Genomic DNA, 25,571 nt, shown 5'->3' with positions numbered 1-25,571 from the left:
ACGGTGTTACGAATATGGCAGAAATTCTAACGAAGAAACCATATTTTAAATTTTATAAATACAAAGAGCCATCAATAATTGATACTCTAGAATCTATAGGCATAGAAATACAATTACTCAAAATCAAATATAATCGCTAAATTTGAAGATAAACCGTAAATCAAGGCATCATAATGATACATTATCTAAAAATAAGGAATTTTGGTCCAATCAAAGATGAAGTAGAAATCAGCTTTGAAGTGGCTGATGGCATAGAAAAAGATGCTTATGAAATTGAAATGCATGATGGAAGACGGTTATTAAAACTTGCATACATTTATGGTGCGAATGCATCCGGAAAAACCACTATTTTAAATGCATTTGCATTCCTCAAAAAGCTATTATTGGAGCCACTAACAACTAAAGATGAGGAACTTGATTTCGACCCATTTTTATTTTGTGAAGCCCCATTAGACATAAATTCCTTTTTTGAACTCTCTTTTTATTCTAATAGCATTAGATATGTTTACGAGGTGACATTTAATAAGCAAGCTATTATACAGGAGAAACTCAATTTTTACAGAAGACCTAAACCTGCTTTACTCTTTTCCAGGGAAACAGATATGGAGAAACTGCTTACTAAAATTCAATTTGGAAGCACGATCAAAGCACCGGCAAGAGAAAAAGATCTTCTGGAAAGCAATACCCTTCACAATAACAGTGTTCTAGGTGCCTTCACAAAAACAAACGTGGATATCAATGAACTGTCCAAACTAAAAAAATGGGCTAATGATACTTTTGCTAATGATGCTAAATTCGGCATTAACGCAGCGAACTCCAATGCAATTAGAATCAACACTGACAAGAAATTTAAGGTCTGGATGAATGATTTCATGAATAGGGCCGACAGTCAGATTCTATCCATACATGTACCTAACTTGCAAAATCAAGCAAAAAAAATACTCAATGCAAATAGTATATTGCCAACACTGGCATTGAGCCTAAAGATGAGTTTATCAAAAATGGCTAAAGATCTTAGAAATACCATTATAGATAATTCTGAAATCGAAATCGACTTCATACATCAAACAAGTCAGGGTCGGCAATACAAACTATCCTTGCAAAAGGAAAGCAGCGGCACACAGAAATACTTTAACCTTGGAGGAGAACTCTATGATTTGATTTATGGGAATCATTTTAAATGGATTGATGAACTGGAAAGCTCACTTCATCCTGATCTGATGAAATACTTCCTACAAATGTTTTTATTAAATTCTAATGGCTCTCAACTTCTAATCACAACACACAACTTATCTCTAATGGCTGATACAGATTTCATCCGCTGGGATGCACTTTGGTTTAGCGAAAAAAGTGTTGATGGAGAAGTAACACTATATTCTGCCGCCGATTTTGACACCTCAACCTTAAGGAAAGATGCAAGCTTAATAAATGCTTATAAAGCTGGAAGACTTGGCGCCAAGCCAAATTTAGGATCACCTTATCTTCCTAATAACCCCTAATATGGCGAGAGACAAAAGACCCAAAATAAAGGTCAGAGCATCTGTAGCACTTGTGGGAGACGGTGAGACAGAACGTATATATTTTGCGGATGTAAGACAGACAGATAGGCCCAAGAATTTAACAATAGCTCCTGATTTCCCTAAAAAACTGGGTAGTTATATCGGTGTATTGGATCGTGCTATGGAACTTAGCAAGGACCATTCCAGAGTATATGCGCTTATAGATATGGACAAAATCATTCAGGATCACCAACAAATTGCATACAAACTTCACAAGGAAAAAGCGGAGAAGCAGGGAGTAATTATCCTCGAAAACAACCCTTGTTTTGAAATCTGGATCTTACTTCATTTTGTAGATACTGGCAAAAACTTTACTAACTGCGATCAGGTCAGTGATGAGATCAAAAGGAAGAACTATATAAAAGGTTATGATAAATCAGAAAAATTTCAAACTGCAGCTCGACTTTATGCGACTCATAAGGAAAAGCTGAAAACATCAGCCATCCCAAATGCAGCCAAATTAGAAATAAACAGGAACGAAAAGGGGGGAGTGTAACATGAACTGTGTCAGTTTCAAAAATTAACGCCTCTCAGAATCCTTTATTCTCTTGAAGAATTCTGTCACCAAATTTAATATAAAGTTGTGAAAATGCCGGTCCCCAATTATGGATTGGCATCGTCCATTTCTTACTGATGTTTTTGATGACCAGATACATGAGTTTCATCAGTGCCTGCTCAGAAGAAAAAGCCCCCTTGGTCTTGGTAATTTTGCGGATTTGGCGGTGTACGCCCTCAATCGGATTGGTGGTGTAAATAATCTTACGGATCCCTTGATCGTATTCAAAGAATGCAGAAAGGTTTACCCAGTTGTCCAGCCAGGACTTACAACTCAGGGGATATTTCGTCCCCCATTTCTCTTCGAACTCCAGCAATTTTTCATATCCCAGCTGTTCATTATTCGCCTGATAGATTGGCTTCATATCGGCCATTACTGCCTTTTTATCTTTCTCAGGAACATAGCGCATAGAACAGCGGATCTGGTGAACAATGCAAAGCTGTACCCTGGTCTTTGGAAAGATAGCCTCTACAGCTTCAGGGAAGCCCTTTAGTCCATCAATGCAGGCGATCAGGATATCTTCAACACCACGCGTTTTTAGATCAGTGAGTACCGAAAGCCAGAATTTGGCGCCTTCGTTTTCAGCCGTATAAAGCCCCAAAACATCTTTTTTGCCTTCAATATCCACACCCAGGATATTGTAGATTGCACGGGTTTCCACTACACCATTTACCCTGACCTTAAAGAACATGCAATCCAGGAAGACAAAGGGGTAAACTGCTTCTAAGGGTCTGTTGCGCCATTCCTGCACGGCTGGTAGTACGCTGTCAGTAATGCGTGAGATCTCAGCTGCAGAAATGTCCATGGCGTACATTTCCTGGATATAATCACGCATAGCACGCGTACTCATCCCCATTGCATACATCGAGAGGATGTTCCCTTCCAGTTCTTCTGTAATGATCAGTTGGCGTTTGGGGACAACCTTAGGGTCAAAAGTGCCCAGGCGGTCCCGACCGGTTTCCAATTCAAACTCTCCCGAGCTCAAGCTGCGAACCGTCTTCTTACTTTTCCCGTTCTTACGGTTGGACTGACCGGCTAGCTTACTTTCTGAAATGTGGTGCTCCAGCTCTCCGGTCATCATAGATTCCAGAAAGTGTTTCATCATCGGGGCTAGTACCCCATCCGTGCCAGTCATTTTCTTGCCGGCATATAAGCCAGCTATAGCTTCCTTTTTGAAGCTTTCGAAATCAAAGTCTTCTTGTGTTGCCATAATTATGTCGATAGTTTAAAGTTACACTATTGACACAGTTTGTGAAACACCCTCGAAAAGGGAGAGTTTTTTCCCAGAGCGGAAACCTTTAAATTTTTCGAATGGTACTTTCAGGAATTAAAAGACAATTCCCAATAAAATACTATAATAATATAAAAAACCGCCCCATAAGTGATGGGGCGATCAATTTTTCTACAATAGGATCCGGAAGGATTTGCTAGTTTTCGAACATCGGAATAATTTCTTCCCATCCTACCTGTTTAGCGAGGTCCAATGCGGAATTCCCTTTACCGGTCTTTATATTTTTATCAGCGCCCAATTGCAGTAAAACTTCTACAGAACTCTTATTCCCTGCCACAATCTCTCTATGTAAAATCGTATATCCTGATTGATCCTGCTTGCTCAGTTCTGCCGGATGTTCTCCAATAAACGCGGCTAACTTATCTTTCATATTGATGCTCATCGGATGCTCCATGAGATTTTCAGGATGTTCTTTTTGTTCGTAAACAACGGAAACATCGTTATAATCGCCAAAGTCTAATCCCCAGGCCTGATCATGTCCTATGCGTTCCTCTTCATCCATGCCAGCTCTTAATACTTGTATGGTAAATCCTCCATAGGTTTTTCCGCCACTGGTGAACAACCAATCACTAATCTGATTTAAGGGCACTTCAACAAAGTCTCCATTTTTAACGTTCGAGAGTTCGTTCGGGTCATTTGCGAGTGTACCGCTAATCACATATCCATCAAACTCCACGTCATTAATCCACATATGCTCCACGATAGGTGCTGCCTGATAAGATACATTTTCCATGAAAGCTACTTTTACACAAGCCAGATCAAGTGCAGGGACAATCCTGCGAAACTCCCAGGAGAGTTCTCTCCAGAAATACTTGAATGTTTCTTGTGCTTTATGAAAAGCTGCGATCATTTCAGGATTATCCGCTTCGGAAAAAAAAGTTAGTTTATCGGTCATAATTAAGCTGTGATTAGTATTTTTTATTTATTCCAGGTATTATACGGTTAACGGTCAATTTAGTTATTTCTTATGTATTTAAATGCGCTACCGGCTAATGTTCAACCGGTGAACCCTCCAAAGGAGCGTTCACCGGGAATTTCGTAGGTTTTAGTAAAACCCTAAATATGCCTTCAGCTTTTCAATAGGCACAGTAAGGGTAATTCCATTTTTCACTTTACATTTTCTCACCGCACATTCAGGTAAAACAACAATTACACCTGCACTTAACATTTCCTCCAATCGGTTTAGCGAAATATCGAAGCATTTTCTAATGACATGAGTCAATTTTAAATCAAGGTTGAATCTGGATCTTATTTCAAATTCAATCACATCCGCTTCCATATTACAGATCTCCAGGAGCGCAATAGGATCATGGATAATGTCGTATTCAACATTACTGTAATCGAACTCCATCCTGTTTCGTCGGATGGTATCTGCATCAAATACGTATTTCCATGCCGTTTCTTCATCATTATCATTGAATTTCTGGAATAGCTCTTTATCTATTAATCCAGGTTTGGTACGGGACAAGATGGTGATATTAGTGCTGGTATCACAGTTCAGGCATCTATAAATCAACCACACATCAATGTTCTTTTTTTGTGCGTTTAATCTGAACTTATTGCTGCTATAATAGAGGTTACTATTTCTGCATTTAGGGCATTTTTTCTTATATAAGGGGGTATTGACAGGTATAACCTGCCAGGTTAATTTCTTAACAACTTGCATGTTTCTAATCAAAAAATGATTTGACGATAAGCTGTAGAACACCCTGCAAACAGGGGCATTACAAGCTGACCATAAATAAATTAAGGGTATAAAAAACCGATTCAGGCAGAAAGCCTGAATGAATAGAAATAATAACCTGCGGTTATAACGGTTATTATTAAGCTGCTAAGTTAAAAGGGCGGTTTCTCAAAACACAGTTATTAGTAAGTAATTAAATAAATGTATTACATTTTTTTGGAATCAAACCAAATTATTTAGAAATTCCTTCCAGGAAATACAAGCTGCCCTTTTATTGAAGGTGATACATTGTAAAAAAAATCCAGTGCGCTAATGGTCCTGACCAATAAAGCACTGGATGTAAATATCCGAGGGCATCAACCCCTTTTTAAACTGGAAACTTCTTGAAAATGTTCGCAATCACTTCCGGCAATTGATTAATTGCTTTCTCCGGATTATTCAGTTCTCCTTCGGCCCAACCCCTCCAGATCACCTTTTTACTCTTGCGGTCAATTAAATCGATCATGATACTCCCCTGCTTTACATTTACAGTTCGCTGTTCATTACCTACATAAACAGGAAAGGGATTACGGTATGCATAATAGTAAAAAGCACGGCCACGGTGAACCCCTACACGCGGAACATATCTTCCCGGAGGATCATAATACACAGGCTCGTTATAAGACTTGGTTTCTTTATTCACCACAGCAGTATACCTGATCAGCAGATCTGGTTTCTGATTATTCAGCGTAAAACCTCTGCTGTCCAGCGCAGCGCTTGCCGCTTCTACAATTTTATCTGCTGCAACATCATTATCATAGATATTCGAAGCTTTGGACTTACCTTCCGGCAGCCAGGCATAAGTACGGTATTTGTCATTCAGCTTTTTATTGCTGACTGAATAATAGTTGTAGCTGGAACAGGAGGACAATATAGCCAGCAGCCCCAACAAGATTAAAATTTGCTTTTTCATTACTTTTTCTATTTGTGTGAAGTAGAAATCCCCATGCTAACTTCTGACCGGATGTTTCCCGGTCGCTCCTACGTATTGGACTATAATGGTTTGAAAAAGATTAATCAGCATTGAAATTACCATCAAATAAAAAACCCGCCTGAGCGGGTTTAGAAGATCAATAGGGATAAAAACGCAACAAGTTAGGAACGTCTGTCTTCGGAACGTTCTAAAGAGGATTCATCTTCTGATGCGCCCTTTTTCCAGTAGGAAACCACCGAATAATTGGCAGGTATCCAACCTAGTGTCTCCTTAAAGTGTTGCCGGACCTTTTTCGCAGGCTCAAATTCACCTGCGAAAAAGAAGAAGCTTTGGTGGTTTGCTAAGCTTAAATCCCGAACCAGTTCAAAAAGCTGACTGCCCATATCTGGTTGCTGATTGTAAACCCAGTTAACGCTCGCATTGGCCCTGGAAGACAGCTTTAATTCATCTTCTGGTCCATATACTTCAAGAATCACTTTAACCTGTACATGCGTAGGCAATTGATCCATCATTGCAGCGATGACCGGAATTGCAGTGCTGTCTCCTACAAAGAAATACACTGCTTTCTCTGGAAAAAGTGGCCTGCCACCGGCTTTCATGGCAATTCCCAGCTTGCTTCCGGCAACCGCCCTGCTTGCCCAGCAAGAGGCCGGGCCATGGTCCGCATGATCGATGAAATCAATCCATAATTCCTTTTTCAAAAGATCGATATGTCTGGTGGTATAGGTTCTTTTTACCGAAGCCGGCTTCCCGCTTACTTCTGCATCATCCGGAAACAGAACCTCGTTTGAACCGGCTGCAGGGATAAATATTTTATTGTGTGCACCAATCTGTGCCTGAGCAAACTTTTGAACTTGCTGTTCCGTCATATCAAAGATAATCCGGATATAATGTGGGCTGAGGAAGATTTTTTCCTTTACGCTGAACACGGAGCGTATGCCCTTTTTCTTTACTATTTCCATAATGAATTTTTACAGGTTTCTTAGACAAACCAGGCTTTACTTATTTTTATTTGAAAACACGATGAATAAGGCAAGCAGGCAGCTAATGGCGCCAAATAAATAAATCGCCTGATAACTGAACCAACCTGCGATGAGTCCTGCAATCGGTCCTGCAAGTGCCAAAGAGAGGTCAAAAAATGCGGCATAACCTGCTAAGGCTGTTCCCCTCATCTGCGGTGCTACCTTTTTAATCGCCAGTACGCCGAGTGCAGGAAAGATGAGCGAAAACCCAACTCCGGTAAGCGCGCAGCCTAAAAGCGCCATCGTTTCTGTTAATGATAAACAGATCAAAAGCTGGCCTGCAGCCTCGATGAGCAGGGATACCAGCGCAACCTTATATCCCCCAAACTTGTCAGGGTAAGAAGAGAAAAAGACCCTGGTCAGAATGTAAGACATCCCGAATATCATAAAAGCCATGGATGGATTGCCCCAGTTTTTTGCAGCAAATAACAAGGAGATAAAGGAAGAGATACAGGCAAATCCAATAGAGGAAAAAGCCAGTCCGAGCCCTTGTCCGGCGATGAGACCAATCACTTTGTAAAATGGCGTCCTGACATGAGAAGCGTCTACCGGCAAAGTTGGAAGCTGAATTGTAGAAAGCCAGCTGATTACAGAGAGTACAATCAGCGTAAAAAACACCGAAGAAATGCCAAAAGAGTTTTTCATCCAGATGGCCATGGGCGCACCTATCGCTATTCCGGCATACATGGCAATCCCGTTCCAGGTCATCACCTTTCCCGATTTCTGGGTGCCAACCAATCCGATTCCCCATGTTAATGCACTCGTAATGGATAAACTTTCTGCGATTCCGTGAACAATCCTCGCGAGTATGATCAATCCTAAAGCGGCCAACGCCAGCTGACTAAAAAATCCCGCAATCAGATAGACGACACCGGACAAGATGATCAGCAGTATACCAATTTTGCTGCTTAGCTTTGGACCTTTAGTGTCGGTAAGTTTGCCTGCGTATGCCCTGGTTAATAAGGTAGATAAAAATTGTATCCCGATCACTACCCCTACCAGGAGACTGCTAAATTTCAATTCGTTTTTCACAAAGCTAGGAAGTATCCCCAAGGTCATGCCTATAGTAAGATATATCGCAAAAACCGAAACAATAATGGGTATGATTATTTTTTGAAAACGCTGTTCGGTTTGAATTGTGGTGTGGTTAATCTGGGGCTGAGTACCCTCGATAACTAAAGTAATGTTATTTGTTTCTTTCATTTTGTAACGTATGTTATGAATTATTATACGGCTACAAAATTAAGAGGCCGACCATTCTCAAAAGATAGTCAGACAAGGGTTATGATTGGACAAATCACGGTTTTACACTCCGAAAGGTCAGGGCGGTCATCCCTACATGTTTCTTAAAAAAGCGGGAAAAATAGGCATGATCCTCGTATCCCAACGCATAAGCGATCTGTTTTACATCAAGGGTTGTATAATACAACATGCGTTTGGCTTCCAGAATAATCTCCTGACTGATCCAGTAACTTGCAGGGAATCCGGTAATTTCCTTCGTGATTTCATTCAGGTAAAGCGGACTAAGATGGAGCAATTCCGCATAGTCTTTGACCTGTTTCAATTCGCTGTACTTTTCCGCTACCAGTTTCTTAAACCGGATCACCGTGTTGTATTTTTGTCCTCCGATCACATGGCTAACCTGTTGGGACTTGAGGATGCTGGAAGCGATCAGTGAGGTCAGGCTGTCGGTAAGCGAACTGATCAATTTTTCGCGCAATGGCATTAAGGCATTACCAACTACCTCCTCCAATAAGGGCAGGAGTTTAAATACCGCATCATCTTTCTCAACTGTAGCGATTTGGCCGGCATTAAAATAGGCACTGAAGATGTCCCTGCTCTGAACGGAAAGCAAACTCGTGTCTGCAAACATCAACCAACCCTGAGCATCTTCGTAACTCAGGTAACGATGTACCTGACCGGGAGCAACGAAACATAGCGAAGCGCCGGGTATGGCCACTTCCTTAAAATCCACTTCCAATAACATAAAACCGGTTTGCTGAATGATGAACATGTAATGATCGTCCCTATGTGGCATTTGGTAAGGTTCGATATTATTGCTGATCGGATGGATTTCTATACCATTCTCTTCCAGTTCGGCTACATGTATGGGGATGGATTGTTTTTTCATAAACTGTAAAAATAATCATTTATTTTTACCTGAAATGAAATTACACCTCACTGATTCCAATTCCGGCGGCCATCTCCTGCTCCTAAACGCGGAGCAATATTTTGACCGGCTGTTCTATAGCAAAGACCGCGACAATAAATATTTCACGATCGTCTGGAACCGTGCTGAGCAGCAGACCGTAACGATTGACGGGGAAGAAATGGTATTTCCGGCGCAGTCTGTGTTACCCCTGATGTTCAATCAGTCTTTCTTTTTTGATCGTAGTGCAGATGTCGTAGCCTGGCAATTCAACAGGGAGTTTTACTGTATGGTAGACCATGATGCAGAAGTGAGCTGCGTAGGATTTCTATTTGCCATAGGCCAGAATCTGTTCATCAATCTGAATGAAGCTGCACAGGAAAAAATGTTATTATTGCTCCATATGTTCATTTCAGAAATGAACACTTCCGACCATGTGCAGAACGATATGCTGATCATGTTATTAAAAAGACTGATCATTACGGTAACCCAGCTGGCCAAATCAGCATACCTCCCGGACCCAAAAATGCAGAACGATAGGTTCAATATCATCCGTAAATTCAATTTACTCGTAGAAGGCAATTTTCACAATGAACATTCTGTAAACTTCTATGCACAACAACTCAACAGATCGCCCAAAACATTGTCCAATCTCTTTGCCTTATTCCAGCAAAAGACCCCGATTCAGATCATCCAGGAACGGATCATCATTGAAGCGAAAAGACTACTATACTACACAGACAAATCTTCCAAAGAAATTACCTATGAACTGGGATTTGAAGACCCGGCTTACTTCAGCAACTTTTTCAAAAAGCACACTTCCTACTCTCCCATTGGATACAGAAATAAGAAACAAATCGCCTAAGGGAAAAAATTACAATCTTATAGGAAGTATGTCTATTACCTGAGGCCCCATTTCCTCCCATCTTTGTATTGTTGATACGAACCAAAAAACTCAACGACAAAAAAGATGAAAACTCAAAATCTAAAAAACAAAATCAAAACTGGTCTATTGGCCACAACAGTAGCCATCGCATCAGTAGCAGGTACAGTGAATGAAGTAAATGCTCAGGAAGTAAAAAATGTAGTATTGGTACATGGTGCCTTTGCAGATGGCTCCGGATATAAAGCGCTTTACAAAGTGCTCACAAAAAAAGGATATCATGTAACGATCGTGCAAAACCCTTTGTCTTCTTTGGAGGATGATGTAAAAGCTACACAGCTTGCTTTAGATAAACAAGATGGCCCGACAATCCTTGCAGGACATTCCTGGGGAGGAACAGTGATTACAGAAGCAGGAAATCATCCTAAAGTAGCGGCTTTGGTTTACATCGCAGCTTTGCAGCCGGATAATGGGGAAACGAGCATACAATGGCTTCAAACTGCTCCTCCTGCACCGGAAAACGGAGTATTGCCTCCGGATGATAAAGGAATCGCTTATTATGACAAAGCGAAATTCCACCAAGGTTTCGCTGCCGACATCAGTAAAGAAGATGCGGATTTCATGTTCGCTTCACAAGGAGCCTTTTATGCAAAAGGATTTACCACAGCCATTACGCATGCAGCATGGAGAGATAAACCTGCCTATGGTGTGATCGCTACAGAAGACAAAAGTATTGTTCCGGAGATTCAACATGCGATGTACAAACGCTCCAATACAAAAATCACAGAAGTAAAAGGAAGCCATGTGATCTTTCTGTCGCAACCTGAAAAAGTAGCCAGCGTGATTATTGAGGCTGCAAAAAAAGGAGTACAAAAAAAATAGTAAACACCAATTGAAAGAATCGCATTCACCTAAACAGAGATTTAGGTGAATGCGATTTTTTACATAAAGCCCTTTTTAAAAACCACTGCTATCCAGTGCAAATTTACTTTTGGCATCCTTCCACTTCCCTTTGGTAAAATCAGGAAACTTTTGCGGCATATTGCCCTCTTTTAAAGATTGCTCAGAAAGCGGCGTAATGACACTCATGGTCAGAGAGTCATAGATATCAATTGGCGTTTGTTTTTTCTGTTTCACGGACTCTACAAAGGCATTAAATACAAACCAGTCCATGCCGCCATGACCAGCCCCTTCGGCCAGATGTTCGTACTTTTTCCATAGCGGATGATCATATTTATCCAGCCAGGTCTTAGCTTTATCCCATTCATCATAAGTTCCTGATTTGCCTTCTACATAGATCGAATCCGCAACATCCATCCACAAACCTTCTGTACCCTGTACCCTGAATCCGAGGGAATAAGGCCTTGGCAAATGCGTATCGTGAGTTAAGGTGACCGTTTCTCCGTTTGCACAGTTCAACATGGTCGTTATCAGGTCTCCATTTTTGAAATCTACAGCGAGGTTCTTATTTCCAGGAGATACTTTCTCGATATACTTATGCAAACCCTTAGATTTTGAGGCAAAGGAAACGAGATTCGTAAACTGGTTCCCGCAATTGATGTTGATGTAATTCATAATCGGACCGGCACCATGAGTAGGATAAATATCTCCGTTCCGATCAGCATTCCATTGTGTCCGCCATTGTGCCTCACCAACGGTATTGGGGCCAAATTCTCCGCCCTTGCCATCAAAATTTACACCGTCGTTAAACAAAACAGGCCTCAGGTCATGCTGATAGCCACCCTCCAGATGAACGAGTTCTCCGAAAACATTGTTCCTCACCATGTTCAATACAGCGAGCACATCCCTGCGGTAAGAGACATTTTCCAGGGTCATGTAAGGGACGTTGGTTTCCTCATAAACTTTCAGAATCTCCCAGTGGTCTGCTACTGTAATGCCGGCAATCACCTCACAACCCACGTATTTCCCGGCCCTCATGGCATCAATGGCCTGATCTTTATGGAATTCCCATGGCGTGGCAATGATCACAGCATCGAGATCCTTGCGTTCGAGCAACTTTTTATAGGCATCTATCCCTCCGGTATATTCCGCGGGAAGCTTCTTCCCTGCTTTCACAAACTGTGCGCGGCAATATTTCAGGGAACTTTCCTGAATGTCGCAAATGGCGGTGATTTCCACATCAGAGCGAAGGAGCCCTTCACTGATGTGATTCCGTCCTCTTAAACCCACGCCGATATAACCCAACCGGATCTTGTCTTTGGCACGCGCGAATAATGCCTCAGGCATTAAGGTCAATCCCGCCAATCCTACCAATCCATTGGCGCAAAAATGTCTTCTGTTCATCTCTTTAATTGTTAATTAACTGGTGTTTTCTGGCCTCTTTAAATATCCGGTCTTCCATGGATTCCGAATGCGCAAACAGCTCTTTCAGCAATTTAAGCTGCGCCCGGGTCCGCTGAAGGTTATGGTGTTCGGATGCTATTTTATAATACCGGTCTCCATTGATATAATCCGTCAGAAACCTCACTGCCTGCATATAAGGGAGCAAAAGCACTCCCTTAATCAAAGACCTCAACTCCCATTCATTGATAAATTGCCTGGCCTCTTCCATGTATCCTTTGGTATAGGCATTAAACAAGGGTATATTTAGTGTGATGTTCGACAAGTCCTTGTCGTCCTCTGTAGTTCTGTTGATGATCGTACGGATCGCGTCACCAAAGTCGTAGGCCACATAACCGGGCATTACCGTGTCCAGATCGATGACACATTGGGCCCGGTCTTCTAAATTTAGCAACACATTGTTGAATTTGGTATCGTAATGGATCACGCGCCTGGGCAAGGTAAGCAGTTGTTCATCTTGCTGAAAAAACGACATCGATCCGGAACTGGCATCAATGATTTCGAGTTCCTCCTGTACAAGCGCAACGCGGCCAAGCGGATCTTCAGTCCTGGCCTGCTCCAGCTGTTCCAGCCTTTTTCCGATGTGGTGAAAATCAGGGATCACCTCATACATCAGTTCGGGCGAAAGGTCAACGAGCATGGCCTGAAATTTTCCGAAGGCTTTTCCGCCCTCATAGGCCTGTTGCTCGGTTTCTACCACATCATAAGTTTTGGTATCCTTTAGAAAATGGCACATCCGCCAATAGTCCCCATTGCTGTCCTGATAAAAATAGGGTCCTTCTTTGGTGGCGACAAGCGTCATCACCTCCTTGTCAGGATTGCCCTCTCCTGAAGTCAGCATCTGCTTTTTAAGGTGCGCAATCACCCTGCACATGTTTTCTATCAGTTTGGGCACATTCTTAAATACCTGGTGGTTGATCTTCTGGAGCAGGTAATCGTACTCCTCGCTCACCAGATTCTTCAGGCGATAGGTATCATTAATGTGTCCTGTGCCATAAGATTTCAGCGTGGAGATGTCCACATGACATCTGAACTTGGAAGTAATTTCAAATAGGTTTTCTATTGTTTTCAAAATGAAACGGTTAAGGGTTTTGAATAATTTTAATGGGCTTTAATAGGCGGATTCATCTGCTCCAATGTCTACACGGCCATTTCGAACTCTTGCTTCTTTATCAATGTCAAGCTCTCCGGGTTGAGCCACAAACGAGGGTAATCCGATGTTCACACATAAAGAAGCACTGGTTAAATGGAGATTTGGATTTGGTAAGCTGGCCGAAACAAAGGACGCTGTACCATAAGTGGAATTGGCATCTAAACCAGTTGCGGTTTTAAATGCAGCCAAAGAGCCATAGGTAGCCTGATTGATGCTCCCCCAGTCGAAGGTGATGTTGGCCGAAGAACCTGAAGTAGAAAAATACTTATTGTAGTCAAAAGACAGATTAGTAGCAGTATAACCGGCAGAAGCCACGATGACAATATTACTGGCCGACTGGATAATGTTGTTCCTGATAGAAAGCTGATCTGTATTTTGAAGGTGGATTTCTCCGCCCCAGCCGGTTTTTGAGTAATTTTTGAACAGTGTATTATTGGTGATGGTAGAATGAATCACTTTACTGTTCGGCGCATTGGCGCCCATGATGATTCCGGCTTCTACATTATTGTAGATAAAATTGCTTCGGATATTGATCCCTTCGGTATTGTTGTTATTGTTCTCACAGCCTGCACTGATGCCTGTAGAATTCTCATAAGCGGTATTTCCTTCGATGTTGATCCATTTTCCACCATCTACATAAATGCCTGCAGAGGTAGCCACCGGCGACACACAGCGGTATACGGTATTGTTTTTTACGTTGCCATTGCGCGCAAAATTAACATTGGCAGGCGCGTTTGTCCAGGAATAATTACCTGACAGATCAATACCGATGTTTTTAATGTCGTGCACCACATTACTTTCTACCAGAAAATTCTCGACATTGCCGGTTAAGGTCAGCCCTTCGCTATATCCGGTATTGCAGTTATAAATCTCATTACTACCAATATAGATCTCGTTATAAGATGTTCCTGTTGAGCCAACCACAATCAGTGGACTGGCATTATCTGTACTTGAGGGTACTGCACTGGAATTGGTAGTCCAGCCGATATTATAAATTTTGCAAAAGGTAAAATGAACATCCGTACCGGAGCCTACCATATAAATGCCTTTGGCATTGCTCCTGTAATTGTTTGCGATGTTGATGTGATCGATCCTGATGTGGCTTTTACTGGCTATCGCGATCATCTCATTCTGAGCGGTGTTGGTGGCATTCACGCCATCCAGGATCACCACGCCATTGTTATAATTGGTTAAAGTAATCGGCTCTGCGCTTGAAGCACCGGAATTCGACCAGTACAGTCTTTCTTTATACGTGCCTCCTGCTACATAGATGGTAGCCCCGGCACCGTCGGTAGTTTTCCATAATGCCGCCTGAATGGTTTTAAGTGCCAGAGCCGGAGAGGTTCCCGCATTTGCATCGTTTCCGGAGGTCCCGTTTACATAAAAACTGGTAATGGCCAATAGGTTTTGTGCGGAACTTTCTTTCTCGTTTTTATCGGAAAGACCATTGATTTCATTGCTTTTGGAACAAGCATTCAACAGGAACGCTAAGATTCCCAATAGGAATAGATTTTTCATAATGTTTAATTTTTAGGGATTGATGAGTTGGTTAGTTAATTATTTATACAGCTACATACTAGATTCTTACATCGTTTTTATCAATTAATTAGTTAGCTATGGATGAGTACGTTCAAACACGGGCAACCGATCCAGGCCAACCTCAATTGTTATCGTTGCCGGACCTTTTATCTTCTTGCCCAGATCATCCTTCCAGCTGCCTTTTGGCAGGTAAATGGTCTTCGCACCGCCATCCGTTAACATCGGAGCAATCAGGTATTTGCTGCCCAGCATAAATTGTCCGTTGACCTCAGCGAAACCCTGATCAGGAAACTCGTACTCCATACTGCGTACCGCAGGCTCGCCGGTAACAGCTGCCTTTTTTACCTGTTCCATCAGGTATGGCGTGTACTTAGCCCGTATGGCGACCGCCTTTTTAACCGCAGCCAGATTTGGTTTGGAAAGTACACGCCAGGGTGCCGCAGAAAACTGCATCATCGGCATCAATGCAGAGCATTGTGCAGACCGGACCACCAACTGTTCATCCAGTTTATCTTTACCGATAAATGAACCATACTCTCCACCACCGATCATATCCGGACAGGTAAACTGATAACCCAATAAACCGGCAGTGGTTAAATGAGGTATTAGCTTTTGCAGGTCTTCCCAATTGTGCTTTTTATCGCGCAGGCGTTGTACCAATGGCTCGCCTCCCATCTTCCACATCGCGCGGTATTCATTAAGCGGATAGGCTAAACCCATTTCGCCCCAAAGCCTGCTGTGCTCATTTGGACTCACTTTTTTAAAAGCCACACCATTGGGTGGATAAAACTCCGCATCGCCGGCATCAAACTTAAAGCCATCCAGATGATAGGTATTGACCATATGCTCCAGCCTGCCAAGGAACCAGGTTTTAGCCTCAGGACTGGTAAAGTCCATAACGGAACTGTAACCATTCCACCAGGGAATGATGGCTGGTTTCTCTGCTTTCTCCCATGACAAACCGGAATCTCCCCCATTGTCTAACAGCAATAGTTTTTTAGCCAGCAATTCCCTGAAAACTTCCGTATCCGGCGATATAAAGGGACTCACCCAGAGCATCACTTTGAAACCCAAATGATGCAGGCTATCCACCATCGCCCTTGCGTTTGTAAACCGGTCTGCTCTGAAATCAAACCGGCCGTAATAATCCGCCCAGTTATCGTCGATCATCAATACACCCGGCGGAAAACCGTTGTCAATGATCGACCTGGCATAGTTTAAAATGTCCTGCTGGTTTTGGTTATACACCAGCTCTATCCAGGTATTGTATTGGGGTTTGCTAAACAACAAGGTATCAGGCAGTTTATTTTTTGAAGGAAAGAAGCGTTTTGAAGCATTGCCAAATGCCTCTTTTAAGTTTTTACCTGCGGAATCGATGGTGACGATGCTTTTCGCAGCGCTGATAACCAGCTTGTTTTTTTCGAAGCTGAACTTAAAGGGCTCTTCACTCCAAATGAACCTCCCTTTACTGGACACCAATAACGGCACCGCCTGGTTTCCACGGACATCGCCATACATATCCAGGCTATAGCCATCCTTAAAGGGCATCAGATGGGCTTCGTTTACCGCGCCGCCATACCATTGCTCGCCGGCTTTAATGGTCACGCTGGTCTGTGCGTAAAGCGGCAAAGCCGAAACGCAAAACAGAAAGCTAAACAGCAAATATATTTTAAAGAACCTGATCATTTACAATGGATTAAGTAGTTCATGTTAACGGTATGATTTAGTTTATTTTTACAGTAGTGTTTAGTTAATCTTTACGGTATGGTTGAGTTTATTGTATCCTGTAGCCGCTTCCCAAACATTGGCATTTGCCAAACGGATGCTGAACTCAGGTTTCGTCGCAATACTAGCATAAGCATCCGGCAGATTTAGCAGCATTTCATAATCACCTGCCGGGAAATCAGCAGGAATCTGAATGCCTTCCGTAACTATTACCGCTCCGGAATACCATTTCCTGACATCTGTAGCCAGGTCAAAGGACTTAACTGCCCCATTTTGGGTATTGCGCAGGAGCAGCTTTACCGTACGCTTGTTATAGGGCGAGGCATAACCCACATTTTTCAGGTTTAACTTAATGTTCATCTGGGTTCCTTTAACCCCATTGTCCGGCAGTGCAGCGCTTTGTAAGACAAAACGATATCCCAGGTTCCGCTTAATATTATCCATGCAGCCCCCATCCTGCCAATCGTTATTAACAGCGGTATTGTAATGGGCGTTGATGAAACTGTAATGTAATGAGGCAAATTCAGCCTGTGCTTTGCCGGCAGGTTCGCAATTGTTAGCAGGGCTATAATCGTCGGAACAGGTTTCTCCGCCAACCACGACAAATTTGCTATCAGCTTTGAAGTAATCTTTTAAAGTGTTCAAGACCGCGCCATCCGATCTGCTTGGCGATGAACTGTTGCCATAATCTACGTAGGTACCAAAATCATTCACACTTGCCAGAAAACAATCGTTATGGTAACCTAAACGTGCGATGTCGCTTTGATTAAAAGCGTTACTCTCGGTTAAAGCGGCTGATGTGATCGGGGCGTTAACGCCATAAAGATAACGTTGCTTAATCTGCGGGTAACGCAGCTGGATCATCCTGTCGGCGGGTACCGCGTCCAGCAGCGCTTTGATCACTTCTATCCGGTCCCTCCAGTTGTTGTCCAGCAATTTACCCCCCTGACCGCCATTGTTGGAAGCATCGCCAAAGAAGTCGCTATAATATTGCTCCCCCCAGGTGCCGATAAAACCCAGCTGTACACAGGCAATCACATCTGCATTGTCGCGCAGAACGGGTTTTAGCTGTGCAATATGGTTCAGAACAATGGCTTTGGATGCATCGCCGTATGGCGGGCAAATGAAACCTTCCGGACAGTTCCCCGACTTTGCGGTAACGGTATATACAAAACGCGGAATCAGCTTCACACCAGCAACACGTGCCGCTTCAAAATCCTTTTTTATATTGGTAATAAATGAGGCCGAAATGGTGGTATTCACCACATCATCCAACACATAATACCGGAACACCAAAGTACTCAACACCTTATAATTCGCACTTTGTACAGACTGAAGCGAACGGTAGCCCTTCAGTTCCTCCGCAGACAAGGCTTCATAGTTACTGGAATGCGTTTCCGAATAACGGTAAAAACCACGCTCCGGGTTAGGAAAATCTTCAGTGCTTTCGGTGAAACTGACATTTACATTGTCAATTTCAACCAGGTGATTTTCCTGATTTTTACAGGAAGCAGAGAACAGCATTGCAGCCAGACCAATGCTTAGTGTAGTACATCTATATTTTTTGATCATGATCGTATGTTTAATAGTTTTTGATATGGAATAGGATGTCTATAGTTTAAAAAAGATATTTCGCTGATACAGCCAGTAACACAGGAACCACTCGACAACCAGTACCGCAATGGCAGATACCACCGCAGCTATACTAACCGGCACATTTAAAAACAGGTGCAACAGGTCGCCGGAGAAAATCGCCACCTTGCCGTTTAGCCACTGTACCCCCACTGTCTCAAAAAACAGGTAGATAAATATGGCGTTCATGCCTACTACCGTGAAAATCCAGGCATATTTCACATTGCCTTTCACATCCACCAGCCAATACACCGCAGCCAAAATCAGCAAGACCCAGCCCACCGAAACCAATACAAAGGAACTGGTGCTGATGCGTTTGATAATGGGTGTAATTCCAGACAGATCCAGGCCAAAGCCAAGAACCAGTGCAACAACACCGGCAATGATCAGCGTCTTTATTTTGTAAGCGCTGGTATTACCCGAAATCAGCAGTTTACCTGCCAATACCCCCCAGATGGTATGCGCCGCAGTAGGAATGCAATTGATCGTTACCCAACCATCGCTGTTAATTTTACCCATTAGCAAAGTATCTGCATAAGCGCCAAAATTCTTCCCTTCCACAAAAGGCTGGTCAAAACCAGGCATCAGCAAACCACGGTACAACACTTCGGTAAGCACCAGCAAGCCAATGGAAAACACAAGCTGCCAGGTATAAGACCTGTTGATGATCAGGTAGGAAACGATCATGGTAAACGACAATTGCGTCAACACATTCCAAAGCTCCCAAACGGGTTTATCCGCGTAAACACAATGCAACGCTACACCACAGATAAAAAGCTTTAAACTGCGAATCAGGATATGCCCCAGGTTGTCGCCCCAGCTTTGTCCTTTTTCCAGTTTACGACGGTAAGAAATGTACATCGCGGCTCCTGCCATAAACATAAAGGCGGGTTGAACCAGATCCCAGAAGCGCAGTCCATGCCATGGGTGATGAAAGAACTGGGTGATCAAACCACCCATAGGTTGTGCAGGATCAATGTGCATAATCGCTTCATAAACCTTGCAGCTCTCTGCACAAAGCAGGATCATAATCATCCCTCGCATCACATCTAAGGACACTAAACGTCCCTTAGCCGACTGATCAGCAGTTAAAATCTTTTCCATAAAATGTTTCGGTATTAAATTATTCGTTCATATCCAGGAAGAAACTTGAGGTCCCTTCATCCGGTGCATTGCCCAGGTTTACTGACCAGTCATTTTTAATGACCTGTATCCCGATGCGCATACCGGTACCTGTTAAACCTTTCAGCTTACTCCGCGAAATCCGCGCCTCAAATTTGACAAGTCCAGCCTCATCTTTCACGGTACCCACCGTATAAGCCTCAGCTATCGACTGGGGTTTAAATCCGCCGAAGTCACTCTGGTTGGCACCGGTATGGTAAAAAATATCTACACCAGCGGTAAGCAACTGACCTTCCATTAACACATCATAACCCCCATCGGTAAAGCTACCAGTAAGCCAGCCCGTAGCCGGATTGTTGTCGGTATCAATGAAGAAATCAAAAATAACCGCATCTGCTTTTTTGCCGCTCATCTCGCCATACAGGTACACATAGTTCCCATCGTAATCGAGTTTTACGAGATTAAAAATGCCTTTTTTCGAGCCTAAAGGAATCACATTTTTGGTCACTGTGCTCCAGTCGTCAAAGGAATTGTCGTTCATTTTTACCGGAGAGACTTTAGCGATCTGCAACACAGTTGATGCTTCCACGGGTTTACCATTTACGGAGGCCATCAGTGTCGGAACATATTTGCCCTTCCCCGGATAAGTATGACTTGGGTTTGCTTCTGTCGAAGTTTTACCATCCCCGAAATCCCATTGGTAATTGCTCACACCTTCGGTTTTTATGCTGAAAGTTGCCGTAGCGCCATCCACCGTTACTTCATATAATAAATCGGTTTTGATCTCGGTCTTATCCTTTTTACAGGAGCTGAATATTGAACCTGCCATCACCAATGACAGCAGGAACAAGTAAGCTTTTAAATTTTTCATATCAATCTATATTACAAGGTGATGGTTAGGTTATTGGTTTTGTGTGGCCAGTGGGTTGCTCAAGGTCTCGTCTACCGGCAAATAGTAAATGATCCGCGGACTGGTATAAGGCACGCTCAGGTTAGGATAACCAGCCGGTGTTCTCGAAAGATCCACATCGGTCTCTTTTAAACCGGTCAGGTGATATCCCCAATAGGCTTTATTCAAGCTTCTTTTATTGCGGAACACATCATAGGTCCTATGCCCTTCAAATGCCATCTCTATGCGTTTCTCCGCTAAGACGATATCTAAAGCTGTTGAACCTGCAGGTACAACCTTATTGTAAAGCGAAGCTTCCAGACCACGGTTCTTGCGGATCAGATCCACATCATCCAGCGCTGCCGCAGTAGCACCTGCTTTCGCATTGGCTTCGGCACGGATCAGGTACATCTCCGCGATCCGGAACATGATGGGTGAACTTAAATTCGGTAGGTTGTCCTGAAAGGAGAACTTGCTGATGTAATACACTTCAATCCCGTTTTTCTTCTGAACCACGCCCCCGGCATCTTTTAAAGGAACAATATACGACCAGCGAACATCCTCCGGATGTGCAGACATGGCCGCACGTAAGGAGGAAGAAGCGTATTCCTCGCCCCAGCCGGAGTTACCATCCGAGTAGATCATGGAGGCGATAGAACCAAATTTCCCATAATCATCCACAACCGTAAAGGCAATGCAAAAAATGGTTTCACTCGCACTGGTGGCATTGGCAAACAATTTTGGATACGTGTCTTTAGTGGCCAAAGTAAACTTACCGGAGTTGATCACTTTATCTGCGTATTCGATGGCTTTTGCATTGTCTTCTTTGTAAAGGTTAACCCTTGCCAGTAAAGACCATGCGGCTTCCTGTGAGGCATATTGAACCCCACGTGAACGGGTCATTAAACCCGCAGCTTTTTCCGCATCAGCAAGCACAGAATCGTAAACTTCTTTAACAGTCGACCTTGCTTTTTTTGAAGGATCACTAAGATTGGTACGTAGAATGATCCCCGGAGCATTCGGGTCTACCGTATAAGGTTTGCCAAACAACCGAACCAGGTTAAAGTGGCAGAATGCACGTAAGAAATAGCACTCGCCCAATAACTGGTTGGTGGCTGCATCATTTTTGCCTGATTTCTCCACGGCATCAATAACTGTATTTACACCAGTAATGATCTTGTACGATAAATACCAGTAATAGCGGCTGTTGGCCTGAGCAGGTGAATGGTCGAGGCTAAAGCTATAATACAATGGATCGGTGGTTACCTGTCCGCAAACAATATCGTCACTGGCAAAATCAGTTAAATGATAAAACTGTCGCAGGTACATGTTGTTCATGTCGACTTGTCCATTAAATTCAATATGGTCTTTAAACAAAGCGTAAGCTCCATTCAGTGCATTCGTTAACCCTTCGCTGGTGTTCACCAATGTTTCCGTACTGATGGCATCGCTTGGCAGGGAACTCAATTTTTTACAGCTGCTTGCCGCAACCATAAAAAACACGATGAGGGTAAATATTATATTTTTCATATACTTAATTTTAATAGGTTGAAACCTGCTTAAAAGCTGAAATTGACGTTTAACAAATATTGACGGTTGTTAGGATACTTAAAATCCGAGACCCCCGGCGTTGCATAGCGCGTTGGCGTAATGGTCGTTTGAGGATCCTGACCTAAGAAGTTAGAGAAGGTGGCCACATTATCGGCTGTAATGCCTACCGTTACATCGCTCATGCTGATTTTCTTCGCCCATGCCGAAGGCAAGGTATAGGACAAAGCAATGTTCCTGATCGTAAAGTAACTTCCATCTTTTAAATAACGGGTGGAGGTTTCGGTAGAGTTGGCCGAGTTTTGCGGACTTGGTTCTGTAGCCCCGGTATCACCTGGATGCGTCCAGATTTTGGCATCTTTCGGTAACCTGATCTGGTTGTAATACGGCTCATGACCATCATTCATCATAAACCTCAGATTGTTACTAAAGACCTTATTGCCGTAATTAAAATAGGTGCTCACTCTTAAATTAAAGTTTTTATACCTGAAGCTGTTGTTAAAGCCACCCTGGTATTTAGGTAGTGCTGAACCGACTTCCTGATTGCTGGCCTGGGCATAATCCGATGTTTTTTCGCTGGCTACCGCTTTGCCCTCTGTATTGTAGATGAGCTTTTCCCAAACAGGTGCCCCCGTTTGTGCATCAACACCTAACCATTTTGGCATGTAAAACTCAAACAGGTTTCCGCCGTTGCGGTAAATCTGCGAGATGCTCCAGGAGCCTGTCTTTACGATGTCCGAAGGGAAACCCGATAATTTATTGTTGTTAAAATTGAGGGTAAAATCAGTAACCCATTCAAAGTCTTTGGTCTTGATATTGGTCGAATTAATGCCCAGCTCAATCCCTTTGTTAATGACCGTACCCGCATTCTCCCATTTGGTTTCAAAACCAACGGACAAGGGTTGCGATACCTGTAGCAATAAGTCTTTGGTATCGTTGCGATATACATCAAAGGTTAAATTCACCCGGTTAAATAAACCAATGTCCATACCTGCATTGAGCTGGCGTTTGCTTTCCCAGGTTAAGTTAGGGCTTGGCAATTGGTAAGGCACTGCCGCTACTAATGAATTGTATTTGGTGGTGAGGGAAAACAGACCCAGGAAACGGGAGGCACCAATATCCTGAGTCCCCGTGATGCCGTAGCTGGCGCGTACTTTCAGGTTACTGAAGATGGGATTGTCGGCCAGAAAATCTTCATTGCTCACCGCCCATGCAGCTGATACCGATGGGAAGCCACCGTACTGTTTGCTTGGCGCGAAATTAGAGGAACCATCATAACGGAATGAGCCCGATAGGAAATATCTGTTTTTGTAGCTGTAATTTACCTGCGACAATAAAGACTGTAAGATGTACTTATTGTGCGCACCAACGATCACCTGATTGCTGGAGATCACACCAGGCACTTTCAAACCTTCCGGCAGTCCTTTACCCGAAGCACCGGAAGTTTCGTTTTTACTGATTTCAAAAGCTCCACCAGCAAAACCGCTTAAACTGTGCTCGCCGAATTTAAAATTGAATTTAAACAACTGGTTGCTGATGAGGCCATAGTTCAGGGTATTCAGCTCATCGAGATAGCCCATGCCGTGGTAAGTCCCAGCAGCAAGGGAAGACACATAATTGCTGCCTTTGTCGAATGATGCAGCCAACCGGTTTGAACTGGCAAAGGTAAGCCAATCTGTAATGCGGTAATTGATTCCCAAATCATAATTTACATTGAAACCTTTATAGGGATGATCTGAATTTTGTACCGTGTGAATCGGGTTTATTTTATCCCTCGACCACCATTTAAAGGTAGAATTTCCATCTACATAAACCGGGTTTCCGCTGGCATCATAGGGATTATCCCAGGGCATATTCAGGAAAGAATAATAGGCATCCATATAATCGTAACTCTTGCCCTGTGAGGCACTGAGGTTGATGTTATTGGTTAAATCCAGCTTTTTGGAGAAGTGATAAGTCGAGTTCCCGCGTAAGTTGACGCGCTCGAAATCGGTATTGATGAAAGTGCCTTTTTCTTTATAATAGGAGGCACCTACATAATAATCGTTCTTTTCTGTTTTACCACTGGCAGACAGATAAAAGTTATAAATCGGGGCTTTTTTAAAGGATTCTTTAGACCAGTCATAATCCTGGCTTCTTAGTGATAAAGGACGCTCCGAATAGAATTTCACAAGGTCAATCTTGTAAGAGTTATTGGCAGCACCAACCACGTAGTCGCGGTAAAACTCTTTATGGTAATCGTAGAGTTCATTGCTGTTCATCAATTCCATCTTCCCAAAATCGGCAGTTCTGAAACCGGTGGATACTTTAGCTTCGAACCTCGTTTCGGCTTGTTTGGCCCTTTTGGTGGTAACGATGATCACCCCTGCGTTTGCCTGTGAGCCATACATAGCAGTAGCACCCGCATCTTTTAAGATCGTGACACTTTCCACATCGTTAGGATCGTAATTCCCACCGATAATCCCATCCACCACAAACAGCGGACTTTGGTTGGCATTCACAGAAGATACGCCACGCAGCCTGATCTCCGCATTGGCACCCGGCGCACCGGAGCTGTTCACCACCTGCAAGCCAGCCACTTTTCCCTGTAGCATGGCACCAATAGAATTGGCGGTCACATCCTTTAATTTTGCGGAAGAGACCACAGCAACGGCACTGGTCAGCTCGCTTTGTTTTTTGGTATCATAACCGACCACCACCACATCGCCCAGCAGACTGACATCCTCATCGAGCACAATGTTTAAAACACTTCCGCCATTAACCGGCACCTCTTTTCGCAGATAGCCTACAAAAGAAACGACCAATATGGCCTGTTCCTCTACATTTTTCAGTGCAAAGTTTCCATTTTCGTCTGTACTGACCACCTTATTCGTTCCTTTCACGCTAACAGATGCGCCGGGCAATGGCTTTTTATCTTTGTCCATCACCCTTCCACTGATATTAATGTCTTTAAGGATCGCGTTCATCTCCTGGAAGGCAGTGGGCCGGATCTTAATCAGGATGTTCCTGCGTTCCATTTTGTAGGTCAGGTTTTGGTCTTTTAATAAAGTTTCCATTACCTGGGCCAATTCCGAATCTTTAAAATTGGCATTAATTTTCATCTGGCTGTTTAAATTCTGATCAGAATATAAAACCCGGAAGCCGGTTTGCTTTTTGATCTCCTGAAAGACCTGATGAAGTGTAGTGTTCTGTTTTACATAATTGACTTTTTGAGCAAAACCTGCTGCACTGACTTGTAATAAGCAGGTGGTAATGATGGCGATGATCAAATTAACTCTCATGAGTAGTCTTCTTTTATTTGTTGCCAGCACTTTTGCGACAACAAAGTTCATAGCTGATAGAAGTGTAGGCAGTAGCCATCGGCATAGCATACCTAGGTTAAAAGCATTTAATTTCATACTTTTGTTGGATTGGGTTAATACGTGAACGGATCTCAAATTTGTTTTTTGGGTTAACTCAGATCTTTGCCATGGAAGTGCTGATAC

20 protein-coding genes are annotated in these 25,571 nt (G+C 43.1%); 4 read left to right on the top strand and 16 right to left on the bottom strand.

Annotated features, from left to right (window positions below; translation table 11 throughout):
• Window positions 1-173: 173 nt before the first annotated feature.
• Complete coding sequence (locus tag AAFF35_RS12555; RefSeq protein ID WP_342332855.1) at window positions 174-1,499, top strand: ATP-binding protein; 1,326 nt, start codon at window positions 174-176, stop codon at window positions 1,497-1,499.
• 1 nt (window position 1,500) lies between these two features.
• Window positions 1,501-2,055 (top strand): RloB family protein, encoded by a 555-nt coding sequence (locus tag AAFF35_RS12550; protein ID WP_342332854.1) that lies wholly within the window; start codon window positions 1,501-1,503, stop codon window positions 2,053-2,055.
• 34 nt (window positions 2,056-2,089) lie between these two features.
• On the opposite strand, the gene AAFF35_RS12545 is transcribed toward AAFF35_RS12550, so the two are convergent.
• The 7 genes from AAFF35_RS12545 to AAFF35_RS12515 all read right to left on the bottom strand — a co-directional run bounded on the left by AAFF35_RS12545 (window position 2,090) and on the right by AAFF35_RS12515 (window position 9,216).
• Window positions 2,090-3,325 (bottom strand): IS256 family transposase, encoded by a 1,236-nt coding sequence (locus AAFF35_RS12545; RefSeq protein ID WP_342327959.1) that lies wholly within the window; start codon window positions 3,323-3,325, stop codon window positions 2,090-2,092.
• A gap of 217 nt (window positions 3,326-3,542) precedes the next feature.
• A complete protein-coding gene (locus tag AAFF35_RS12540) occupies window positions 3,543-4,301 on the bottom strand; it encodes a DUF2314 domain-containing protein (protein WP_342332853.1) in 759 nt (252 codons plus the stop codon).
• Between the two features lie 150 nt (window positions 4,302-4,451).
• Window positions 4,452-5,072, bottom strand: coding sequence for a DUF1062 domain-containing protein (locus AAFF35_RS12535; RefSeq protein ID WP_342332852.1), 621 nt, complete (start codon window positions 5,070-5,072; stop codon window positions 4,452-4,454).
• Between the two features lie 385 nt (window positions 5,073-5,457).
• Window positions 5,458-6,042, bottom strand: coding sequence for a DUF4136 domain-containing protein (locus AAFF35_RS12530; protein ID WP_342332851.1), 585 nt, complete (start codon window positions 6,040-6,042; stop codon window positions 5,458-5,460).
• 182 nt (window positions 6,043-6,224) lie between these two features.
• The gene (locus AAFF35_RS12525) at window positions 6,225-7,025 is read right to left on the bottom strand and encodes a siderophore-interacting protein (RefSeq protein ID WP_342332850.1); all 801 of its coding nucleotides are present in this window, start codon (window positions 7,023-7,025) and stop codon (window positions 6,225-6,227) included.
• Window positions 7,026-7,061: 36 nt separating this feature from the next.
• Window positions 7,062-8,288, bottom strand: coding sequence for an MFS transporter (locus AAFF35_RS12520; RefSeq protein ID WP_342332849.1), 1,227 nt, complete (start codon window positions 8,286-8,288; stop codon window positions 7,062-7,064).
• A gap of 94 nt (window positions 8,289-8,382) precedes the next feature.
• Complete coding sequence (locus AAFF35_RS12515) at window positions 8,383-9,216, bottom strand: helix-turn-helix domain-containing protein (RefSeq protein WP_342332848.1); 834 nt, start codon at window positions 9,214-9,216, stop codon at window positions 8,383-8,385.
• A 34-nt stretch (window positions 9,217-9,250) separates the two neighbouring features.
• Here AAFF35_RS12515 and AAFF35_RS12510 point away from each other — a divergent pair, with 34 nt between their 5' ends.
• The gene (locus AAFF35_RS12510; RefSeq protein WP_342332847.1) at window positions 9,251-10,099 is read left to right on the top strand and encodes a helix-turn-helix domain-containing protein; all 849 of its coding nucleotides are present in this window, start codon (window positions 9,251-9,253) and stop codon (window positions 10,097-10,099) included.
• 105 nt (window positions 10,100-10,204) lie between these two features.
• Window positions 10,205-10,999 (top strand): alpha/beta hydrolase, encoded by a 795-nt coding sequence (locus AAFF35_RS12505; RefSeq protein WP_342332846.1) that lies wholly within the window; start codon window positions 10,205-10,207, stop codon window positions 10,997-10,999.
• A gap of 75 nt (window positions 11,000-11,074) precedes the next feature.
• On the opposite strand, the gene AAFF35_RS12500 is transcribed toward AAFF35_RS12505, so the two are convergent.
• The 9 genes from AAFF35_RS12500 to AAFF35_RS12460 all read right to left on the bottom strand — a co-directional run bounded on the left by AAFF35_RS12500 (window position 11,075) and on the right by AAFF35_RS12460 (window position 25,367).
• Window positions 11,075-12,421, bottom strand: a complete 1,347-nt coding sequence (locus AAFF35_RS12500; protein WP_342332845.1) for a Gfo/Idh/MocA family oxidoreductase — start codon at window positions 12,419-12,421, stop codon at window positions 11,075-11,077.
• A 4-nt stretch (window positions 12,422-12,425) separates the two neighbouring features.
• Complete coding sequence (locus AAFF35_RS12495; protein WP_342332844.1) at window positions 12,426-13,550, bottom strand: aminoglycoside phosphotransferase family protein; 1,125 nt, start codon at window positions 13,548-13,550, stop codon at window positions 12,426-12,428.
• Window positions 13,551-13,589: 39 nt separating this feature from the next.
• On the bottom strand, window positions 13,590-15,149 hold the full coding sequence (locus tag AAFF35_RS12490) for a right-handed parallel beta-helix repeat-containing protein (RefSeq protein ID WP_342332843.1): 1,560 nt from the start codon (window positions 15,147-15,149) through the stop codon (window positions 13,590-13,592).
• A 96-nt stretch (window positions 15,150-15,245) separates the two neighbouring features.
• Complete coding sequence (locus tag AAFF35_RS12485; protein ID WP_342332842.1) at window positions 15,246-16,856, bottom strand: glycoside hydrolase family 31 protein; 1,611 nt, start codon at window positions 16,854-16,856, stop codon at window positions 15,246-15,248.
• A gap of 60 nt (window positions 16,857-16,916) precedes the next feature.
• Complete coding sequence (locus tag AAFF35_RS12480; protein WP_342332841.1) at window positions 16,917-18,467, bottom strand: DUF4832 domain-containing protein; 1,551 nt, start codon at window positions 18,465-18,467, stop codon at window positions 16,917-16,919.
• Between the two features lie 39 nt (window positions 18,468-18,506).
• Window positions 18,507-19,631 carry a DUF5009 domain-containing protein gene (locus AAFF35_RS12475; protein ID WP_342332840.1) on the bottom strand — a complete coding sequence of 375 codons (1,125 nt, stop codon included), beginning with the start codon at window positions 19,629-19,631 and terminating at the stop codon, window positions 18,507-18,509.
• Between the two features lie 19 nt (window positions 19,632-19,650).
• A complete protein-coding gene (locus tag AAFF35_RS12470) occupies window positions 19,651-20,520 on the bottom strand; it encodes a PKD domain-containing protein (protein WP_342332839.1) in 870 nt (289 codons plus the stop codon).
• 30 nt (window positions 20,521-20,550) lie between these two features.
• Window positions 20,551-22,068 (bottom strand): RagB/SusD family nutrient uptake outer membrane protein, encoded by a 1,518-nt coding sequence (locus AAFF35_RS12465; protein ID WP_342332838.1) that lies wholly within the window; start codon window positions 22,066-22,068, stop codon window positions 20,551-20,553.
• A 29-nt stretch (window positions 22,069-22,097) separates the two neighbouring features.
• Window positions 22,098-25,367, bottom strand: coding sequence for a SusC/RagA family TonB-linked outer membrane protein (locus AAFF35_RS12460; protein ID WP_342332837.1), 3,270 nt, complete (start codon window positions 25,365-25,367; stop codon window positions 22,098-22,100).
• Window positions 25,368-25,571: the final 204 nt, after the last annotated feature.

The organism is Pedobacter sp. FW305-3-2-15-E-R2A2, assembly GCF_038446955.1.
Lineage (GTDB): Bacteria > Bacteroidota > Bacteroidia > Sphingobacteriales > Sphingobacteriaceae > Pedobacter.
This window is presented reverse-complemented; position numbering and strand designations above follow the sequence as displayed.

Excerpts from the sequence above, each read along its gene's own strand:
- AAFF35_RS12555 (WP_342332855.1), top strand. The coding sequence starts at position 174 with ATGATACATTATCTAAAAATAAGGAATTTTGGTCCAATCAAAGATGAA.
- AAFF35_RS12550 (WP_342332854.1), top strand. The coding sequence starts at position 1,501 with ATGGCGAGAGACAAAAGACCCAAAATAAAGGTCAGAGCATCTGTAGCA.
- AAFF35_RS12545 (WP_342327959.1), bottom strand. The coding sequence starts at position 3,325 with ATGGCAACACAAGAAGACTTTGATTTCGAAAGCTTCAAAAAGGAAGCT.
- AAFF35_RS12540 (WP_342332853.1), bottom strand. The coding sequence starts at position 4,301 with ATGACCGATAAACTAACTTTTTTTTCCGAAGCGGATAATCCTGAAATG.
- AAFF35_RS12535 (WP_342332852.1), bottom strand. The coding sequence starts at position 5,072 with ATGCAAGTTGTTAAGAAATTAACCTGGCAGGTTATACCTGTCAATACC.
- AAFF35_RS12530 (WP_342332851.1), bottom strand. The coding sequence starts at position 6,042 with ATGAAAAAGCAAATTTTAATCTTGTTGGGGCTGCTGGCTATATTGTCC.
- AAFF35_RS12525 (WP_342332850.1), bottom strand. The coding sequence starts at position 7,025 with ATGGAAATAGTAAAGAAAAAGGGCATACGCTCCGTGTTCAGCGTAAAG.
- AAFF35_RS12520 (WP_342332849.1), bottom strand. The coding sequence starts at position 8,288 with ATGAAAGAAACAAATAACATTACTTTAGTTATCGAGGGTACTCAGCCC.
- AAFF35_RS12515 (WP_342332848.1), bottom strand. The coding sequence starts at position 9,216 with ATGAAAAAACAATCCATCCCCATACATGTAGCCGAACTGGAAGAGAAT.
- AAFF35_RS12510 (WP_342332847.1), top strand. The coding sequence starts at position 9,251 with ATGAAATTACACCTCACTGATTCCAATTCCGGCGGCCATCTCCTGCTC.
- AAFF35_RS12505 (WP_342332846.1), top strand. The coding sequence starts at position 10,205 with ATGAAAACTCAAAATCTAAAAAACAAAATCAAAACTGGTCTATTGGCC.
- AAFF35_RS12500 (WP_342332845.1), bottom strand. The coding sequence starts at position 12,421 with ATGAACAGAAGACATTTTTGCGCCAATGGATTGGTAGGATTGGCGGGA.
- AAFF35_RS12490 (WP_342332843.1), bottom strand. The coding sequence starts at position 15,149 with ATGAAAAATCTATTCCTATTGGGAATCTTAGCGTTCCTGTTGAATGCT.
- AAFF35_RS12485 (WP_342332842.1), bottom strand. The coding sequence starts at position 16,856 with ATGATCAGGTTCTTTAAAATATATTTGCTGTTTAGCTTTCTGTTTTGC.
- AAFF35_RS12480 (WP_342332841.1), bottom strand. The coding sequence starts at position 18,467 with ATGATCAAAAAATATAGATGTACTACACTAAGCATTGGTCTGGCTGCA.
- AAFF35_RS12475 (WP_342332840.1), bottom strand. The coding sequence starts at position 19,631 with ATGGAAAAGATTTTAACTGCTGATCAGTCGGCTAAGGGACGTTTAGTG.
- AAFF35_RS12470 (WP_342332839.1), bottom strand. The coding sequence starts at position 20,520 with ATGAAAAATTTAAAAGCTTACTTGTTCCTGCTGTCATTGGTGATGGCA.
- AAFF35_RS12465 (WP_342332838.1), bottom strand. The coding sequence starts at position 22,068 with ATGAAAAATATAATATTTACCCTCATCGTGTTTTTTATGGTTGCGGCA.
- AAFF35_RS12460 (WP_342332837.1), bottom strand. The coding sequence starts at position 25,367 with ATGAGAGTTAATTTGATCATCGCCATCATTACCACCTGCTTATTACAA.